At 67.8% G+C, this 7,451-nt stretch carries 5 protein-coding genes; 2 read left to right on the top strand and 3 right to left on the bottom strand.

Annotated elements, in window-relative coordinates; genetic code table 11:
• Positions 1–425 precede the first annotated feature (425 nt).
• Both ACZ6ZI_RS40150 and ACZ6ZI_RS40145 read left to right on the top strand, forming a co-directional pair.
• Positions 426–1,190, top strand: coding sequence for a hypothetical protein (locus ACZ6ZI_RS40150; protein ID WP_469530082.1), 765 nt, complete (start codon positions 426–428; stop codon positions 1,188–1,190).
• 227 nt (positions 1,191–1,417) lie between these two features.
• Positions 1,418–2,581, top strand: coding sequence for an AlbA family DNA-binding domain-containing protein (locus ACZ6ZI_RS40145; protein WP_469530081.1), 1,164 nt, complete (start codon positions 1,418–1,420; stop codon positions 2,579–2,581).
• Between the two features lie 71 nt (positions 2,582–2,652).
• Here the strand turns inward: ACZ6ZI_RS40145 and ACZ6ZI_RS40140 are convergent, their stop codons facing one another.
• From ACZ6ZI_RS40140 to ACZ6ZI_RS40130, 3 genes are all read right to left on the bottom strand, one after another.
• On the bottom strand, positions 2,653–5,319 hold the full coding sequence (locus ACZ6ZI_RS40140; RefSeq protein WP_469530079.1) for a helicase associated domain-containing protein: 2,667 nt from the start codon (positions 5,317–5,319) through the stop codon (positions 2,653–2,655).
• Complete coding sequence (locus ACZ6ZI_RS40135; protein WP_469530078.1) at positions 5,316–5,879, bottom strand: hypothetical protein; 564 nt, start codon at positions 5,877–5,879, stop codon at positions 5,316–5,318. Before ACZ6ZI_RS40135 ends, ACZ6ZI_RS40140 begins: the two co-directional genes overlap by 4 nt.
• A 319-nt stretch (positions 5,880–6,198) precedes the next feature.
• Entirely contained in the window at positions 6,199–7,086 is an 888-nt protein-coding gene (locus ACZ6ZI_RS40130; RefSeq protein WP_469530076.1) for a hypothetical protein, read from the bottom strand.
• Positions 7,087–7,451 lie beyond the last annotated feature (365 nt).

The raw sequence follows: 7,451 nt of genomic DNA, 5'->3' as shown, positions 1-7,451 counted from the left end.
GTCTACGTAGGGCTAGGTGAGCGCGTGGAGACGGCCAGGCCTCCGTCGTGGTGACACCTATCGCTGTGAAGTGACAACTATTGCGAGCAGTCACAGGAAGCTTGGGAACCCTCCCGCTGACCCTTCGCGGGGTTGCACCGGAGGGCGGCTGCAGAGGTGTCTGGAGGGGTGCACTAGGCGGGGGACCGAGGGTGTGACCGTAAGTGGGACCTCCCGAATCTGGTGATCTTGCATTCGTGCAGGTCAGATGCTGTGGGCAAGCCCCCTTCGGAAAACGACACCTCTTTGTTCGCGATAGCCGGACGAAGAGGTCTGTCCAGTGTCCCGGAGGCTGGCGGCGCCGCAGAGGTACATCCCTCGTCGTGGACCGTGCCCGGGAGATCGTGGACGGGTACGCCCCGCTCAAGGTGACCTTGTGACAGGTCATGTACCGCTTGGCCGCCGAGGGCGTGCTGCCGCACACGCCGCCGATGTACCGCCGCCTGTCCGCCCGGCTGGCCCAGGCACGCCGCGAGGGCCGCTTCCCCGACCTGATCGACACCGTCCGCGAAGTCCACGTCCCACCGGCCTGGCCGAGCGCGGACGCCTTCATGCAGGAGATGCCCGACTGGTTCCGCCTGGACCGCACCGCCGGCCAGGAGCACGCCCTGTACGTCGCAGCGGAGAAGGACACCCTGCGGCAGCAGCTGACCGGCCGGCTCGAGTTCGCGGGCATCCCCGTACTCATCGTCCGCGGCTTCAGCTCCCACTCCTACGCCGACATCGTCCGCGACCGCGTCGCCCACGAACAACGCCAAGCCCACCTCGCCGTGGTCGGCGACTCCGACTGCTCGGGCGAGGACATCGAACGCGACTGGGTAGAGCGCACGGGGTGCTGGAGCTCGGTAACCCGGGTGCTGCTCACCCACGAACAGGTCCGCGCGTACGGGCTCCCGGCGACCGAAGGCAAGCGCGACGACCCGAGGTGGCCGGCCTTCGCCCGCCGCTACGGCTTCGACATCGAACACCCGTTCCAGTGGGAAGTCGAAGCCTTGGAGCCCGACGAACTCCAGCGCCTGGTCCTCGCCGCCGTCGACCCCTACATCGACCGCAACGTCCTCTCCCAGCAGATCGCCCGCGAGGAACAACAACGCCGCGTCCTGGAGGACTTCGCCGGTCAGTGGGATGCGGAGGGCGGTGAGCAGTCCTAGACCGGGCCCTTCACAGACGGCTTCCTTCCGGAAATCCGATGCTGTGAGCGGCATCGGATATCTAGGCTCGGACCTGTGCGGGCGGCGCCCCGGTGCGCCCGCCGTCCGATGCAGGAGGCCCTGTGCTGCCGATCTACTTGTCACCTGATGTCCCCAGCTGGTCACCACGAACCGAGGCGGAGCTCCAAGCCGCCCTCGACGCCGGCCTCGTGGAGGAGAACCACCACGTGGACCTGAAGCAGGCCCTGCACGCGACGAAGGGCGACAACAAGGAGCTGGCCCGTGACATCGCCTCCTTCGCCGTCGATGGCGGCACCCTGATCATCGGCATTGGCGAGGACAAGGAAAACCGCACCTTCTTCCGCGCCCCCCAGCCCCTGAAAGGGCTGGGGGAGAAGGTGGAACAGGTCGCGCGGACTCTGCCGGACCCGCCACTTGCCGTCGTCACCACCGACGTCCCCTCAGCTGACGGCGAGGACCACGGATACCTTGTGGTCCACGTCCCAGCCAGCCCGGCCGCCCCGCACATGGTCGACGGCCGTTACTACGGCCGGGGTGACAAGACCAAGCACGTCCTTTCCGACGCGGACGTCGTCCGCCTCCACGAACGGCGACGCTCCACTGACCGGGACGCACTGGAGCTGCTGCAGCACGAGATGGATCGCGACCCGGTCAGACACGGACACAACGCCCACCTGTTTCTGCTGGCACAGCCCCTCGCAGGCACCCGCGACATGTTGCTGAGCCTCACCGCCGATACCCAGTGGAGCAACCGGCTCAACGAGTTCGTCGCGAAGGCCAACACTCGGGCCTTGAACGAGGTGCTCCACCCGAATCACGACATCGTTCCCTCGATCGCCGGTTATGCCAGCCACTCGTACCGGCGGGCACGAGGAATCGCGAAGGCATCGCCGGACATCGGGCCCGCCCGGCTCTTCACGTCGGAGAGCAGCGGACACTCGCAGACCATGCGAGCGATCGAGCTGCAGGTGGGTGACGACGGCGGGCTGCGGATCTACTCGAGCCGCCTGTCGGACGAGGTCAACGGACAGCAGCAGATCTTCGCAGCGGCACCGGTGGTCAAGACCCGCCGACTCCTCACACTCGTCGTCGCCGCCGCTGAGGAAGCTGGCTACTTCGGCAACTGGGCCCTGGCCGTGGGAGCGAACCGCCTCAAAGGCATGGGCGCCTACAACAGCGGCTACGGCATGTTCGGCCCCACCGCCCAATACGACGCGGACACCTACGCCGAGACAACCACCGCGACCTGGGCCGAACTGACCACCACCCCCGGCGCGATCACCCGCCGTCTCACCAGCCCCCTCCTACGCGCTCTCGGCGTCGAGCAACACTTCGACAAGCCCCTCCACGATCCGGCACCGCCGGAATAGCAGCCCGGCAATGCATCCAAGACCACACTGGGCCCCGAGACGCCCGCCTCGAGGCCCAGTACCGAACCAGCTCACGCCCAGTCGACGCCCAGCTTGGCGAGGGCGGCGAGCTGGTCGGCGGTGAGCTTGTCCCGCCGGCTCTTGGTGTTGGAGACCCACACACCCAGCTTCACGGCGACCGGCTCCGCCTCGCCCTCGACCGTGATCTCCTCCCCGTGGGCGCGCGGCACCGGCCGGTGGGCGCCTTCCCGCTCGACCCACTGGGCAAGGGCCGTCAGTCCCCGCTGGAATGCCTGCTGTGCCTTGCTCGGCCCCGTCGCTCCACGAGCGGCCGCCGGGGCGGGAGGCGGCGTCTGGGCGGGTTCCATGCCCAGCGCGGCAAGCCGTGCCTGTTGCTCGGGCAGCAGCCGTGCCCAGGTGGCCGGTTGCTTCTGTTGTTGGAGCCATCGTCCGATGTCGTCGCCGTCCCAGAGCACGCCGGGGGCGATGTCGGGCAGGTGTCCGTCGGCGTTGACGAGGTCGGCGAGGACGCGGTGGTGGCGTTGCCAGTCGAGTGGCCAGGGGCAGTTCCAGTCTGTGTCGATCGCGGTGAGCTGCGCGGCCCGGGTTGTCGCGGTGTCTGCGTTCTTCCCGAGTCCGTTCTTGGCGCCTGTGCGGCGGAGGTTGGCCATGTACTGGCCGATGGGCACCATGGCGTCGTCCTCGCCCCACATGGCGTCCTGTCGGGGCGCTAGGTGCCCGGTGGCCTTCCGGTAGGACCGGAGCACGGCGAGCTTGGCCTCCCAGGCCTCCTCGCCGGGCTCCCAGACCATCCCGGCCTCTGGTGCGTCCAGCAGTTCCTTGCGCCGGTCCTCGAGTTCCCCGGTGCGCAGAGTCTTGCGCTGCTGGTGCACCCACCGGCCGAGGGGGAACGTCTTGGTGACGCCGACCTCGACCTCGACGTCGTACGGGACGGCGTGCAGGCCGGTGATCTCGTTCTGGGCCCGCCAGCGGATGAGGGCCTGGTAGCCCTCCAGCCACACCAGGGACTCGGGCCGGTAGACGCGGGTGCGTAGGAACGCGGCGATGGTGGCGGCGTCCCGGGGGCTGGAGAAGTGCAGCAGGGCCGACTCGGCCGCCGCGTCGGTGTCCTCGTCGTGCTCCTGGTCCTCGCCGTTCCCGCCGGCTCCGACGATCCGTCCGTCCTCGTCGCGTCGGACGTGCAGCTTGCGCTTGCCGCTCGTCAGGGCGCGGGAGGCGAGCTGCTCGACGAGGCGGTCGTCATGAGAGCGCAGGCCCTGGAGGACCGCCACAAGAGGGCGGAAGCTGGCGGAGGCGACCATGTCGGTCGGGTCCTCGTTCGGTTCCAGGAAGATGGGCACGATGATCCGGGCGATCTTCGTGGAGCCGTCGCGGTTGAGGCGGAGGGCGCGGCCGATGTTCTGGACGATCTCGACCTGGGAGCCGCGGGTGTCCGCGAAGCAGATCGCCTCCACGCCCCGTTCGCCGGTGATGTCGACGCCCTCCCCGAGCACCCGCACCGATGCGAGGAACGCCCGGTGCACACGGTGGCCGGTGGCGTCGATGCCGTTGGCGAACTGGCGCAGGACTGCGCGGCGCTCGGTGACGAGGTGGTCCCCGCACAGCCACGCGGACCAGACCCGGTCTGGCGGGACGTGGCGGCCGGCCTCCAGCTCGTAGAATTCCGCGTCGATGGACGATTTCGGTAGCTTCTCCGCGGCCGCCAGATCGGCGTCCGTGGCGTCGGTGGCGTACAGCTCGGCGGCGGTCTCGGGCAGCTTCTCCGCGAACGCGGCCGCCTCCTCCACCTTCTGGTGGAAGGTCATGACCGTACGCAGATTGTACGCCGCGGCGTGCTCCAGGAGCGCGGTCTGCAGCAGTGCCAGGCGTCGGCCCCGCTGCGCTTCCTCGGACTCGTCGAGGACGGGGGAGGGGTCGCGGATTTCCAGGACGTCGATCTCGAACCCGGCGAGGATGCCCCGCTCGATCGCCTCGGACAGCCCCAGCTCCGCGAGCCATGCCCCATACGTGCCGTCGGGGTCATCTGCCATGCTCGCGATCTCCGGCTCCTGGCCCTCCGCGCCTTTCTGCGGGCGGGCCGCGGCGAGGATGCGCGGGGTTGCGGTGAGGTAGAGCCGGAAGTCCGCCGGGATCCGGGAGTTGTCGTGGATCGCTGCCCACGGTCTTCCGAGGTCGCCGGCGGTTCCGTGCGCTTCGTCGACGATGGCGAGGTCGAAGCCCGCCATCTGCTGCCCGTAGAGCCGCTCCCCGCCGGCCAGAGCGGCCTCCAGAGGCCCGCGAACCTTCCGCTGGCCCTCGGGTGCGTCGAAATCCTGGCGGTCCACGAGAGAGGCGTACGTGGCGAACACGACGACCGGCCCGGAGGCGGCCCACAGGGCGAGCTGGATGGGGTTCGTGGTGGTGCGCACGCCCAGTTCGTTCAGCACCGGGTCGTTCTCCAAGGAGCAGACGGCGATCATCGGGGTCCGGTGGCCCACCAGGCGCCACGCCTGGGCGGTCTGGGCGAGGAGGTCCAGGGTGGGGACGGTGACGAGGATCCGGCCGTTCGGAAAGGATTCCAGCGCGCAGGCGGCGGCCGTGATGGTTTTGCCCGACCCGGTCGCGGACACGATGGTGCCCCGGGCTCCCCGAGGGGGCAGTGGCGACTTTGCGGGAATTCCCACCCACTTCCGGAACGCCGACTTCTGATCGACCTGGTGTTCACGGAGCTGGATCAAAAGAATTCTCCCGGTTCGGGAAGTACCTGATCGACGGCGATGATCCGGTACTCGCCGTCCTGGTATGGGCTGCCGGGCCAGTCGAACAGTCTCCGAGCGTGTTCGACGGCCGCGCCGCCGGACGCGGCGAAGATGTGGCGGACCACCACTGCTTGTCGGTCCGAAGCGGTGGTCGCCCGCGCGGTGATCCTGTAGACGCGGTGCCGCAGCACCTCGATCGGCAGCCCGGCATCCGCTTGTTCGCTCCAGAGAGCCTCGGTGGCCTTGCGCTGCGCACGTTTGTCTTCCTGGCGCGCTACGCGATGGTCCTCGTCGGGTGAGTACACGGCCATCCGCTGCTTCGTCATGATCCGAAGGATCCGTTGCCATTCGAGTCTGTGGGACACTGCCATGTCCGTCTCGGTCGGCTTGCGGGGCTCTTTCGGTGCGGCCAGCGCCCGGTTTTCACGGTCCTGGGCTGCCCGGAGCTGTTCCTCCACCTCGTTCAACGTGAGTCCGGAAGCCCGCCTGACCACAGAAAGGCGGATCAATTCCTCCGGATGATATTCGTAGACAGGCATCCCCAAACCCTTTCCGAGCGAACCGATCCGTGTAGCCGATTTTTGCCAACCGTACATGCAGCTTCGACCTGATGCACCCACTATTGGCCGAGCCGGCCGATTCCCATCCGGTCGAACCATGGATGCCCGTAGACCCTTCCGCGGCGAGCTGAGGCGGCCGCAACCGCTACTCCCTGGCTACGTGCGGAGCGGACTGGGCCTGAGGCGAGGTGGAAGGGTTCCGGAGCAGGGGAGTGAAGCGAGCCCCGCGGCGGGGCAAAGGCCCAAACCTTGTGAAACGGGGTCACCCTGGCATGCTTTTTGGTGAGTGGGTTGTGGTTCAGAGTGTGATGCGTGTCCATGTGTCGCCGCCGCGGAGCCAGAGGGCTCCGTCGCGGCCTTGGGTGCAGGCTCTGGTTATGGGTTGGGGGAGGGTCAGTTCCTCCTGTCTGGTGATGACCCAGGTGTTGTCGATGAGTTCTGCGTGGTGCAGTTCGATGCCGGGCCGGTTGTGGAAGCTATGGGTGAGGATCATCCGGTCGCCCTGGACGGCGAGTCCGTCGATGTCCCTGATCGGCATTTTCCAGCTGGTCTCCTCTCCGGTCGCGGTATCGACTCGTGTGAGGAAGGCGCCTTCGGGGCTGTACCAGGCGTGCCAGGCCAACATTCCCTCCGTGGTGCTTGCCAGAGAACCGAGAGGCAGCACGGGTAGTTGCTGTGGAGTCCATGTGTGGTCGCCGTCGGTGTTCCAGCGTGCGAGGCCTTCGCGGGACGCGGGGTGGTCGCCGTAGATGCCTTCGTCGCCGTGGGATGTCCAGATGCCTCCGTCACGGTCGCCCATGACGTTTTCGATGCATTCTCCGAGGTATATGCGGCTCATGGGGTAGCCGCCGGGCGAGTACACGACGTGGTTCTGCTCCCGACTGTCTTTGAGTAGGAATCGAGACCATGAGAGGAGGACCAGGCCGCCGGTCGATTCGTTGATGCCGGGTAGGATTTTGCGGTGTTCCGTCCCGCCTTTGACCAGGATGAGCAGGCGGTCGCATGTAGTGGTTACGCGCCAGCCGATCCAGCCTCTGACGTAGGGGGAACGGCGCAGGTTTTGTTCCTGGACCAGGATCACTCCGAGTGCACCGTCCGGTCCGATGTCCCACCAGAGTGCTCGCCATCCGGCTTGGGTGTCCTTGGAAGAGGGGCTCCACACGATGGGCAGTTGGCGAGTGGTCATGGGGCATACACCTCAGGGACTCCGGGCCCCGACGGCACCCGAAGAGAACGACGTTACCCGGGCGCCCCAGCAGAAGCCAACCCCGAGAGTTCCACACGGAAGAGGACAATCGAGAAGCCGGAGGGGTTCCCAGGGTGGGGGAGCGGAGCGGACCCACCCCAACGGGCCGAAGGCCCGGAACCCCGTGAAACGGGGTCACCCCGGCTCGCGGAGCGAGCCGTTTCGGGCAAAGCCCGAATCCGTCCTAAGCGAAGCGCAGGACACCGGCTCGAAGGGCCGGCCATGCTCGGGCGTAGCCCGAGCGCCGAGCGCAGCGAGGCGGTTTCTCTCCTACGCGCGCAGCGCGTAGGAACCCGCTCCGCGGG

The organism is Streptomyces sp. NPDC103540, assembly GCF_055584445.1.
This window is presented reverse-complemented; position numbering and strand designations above follow the sequence as displayed.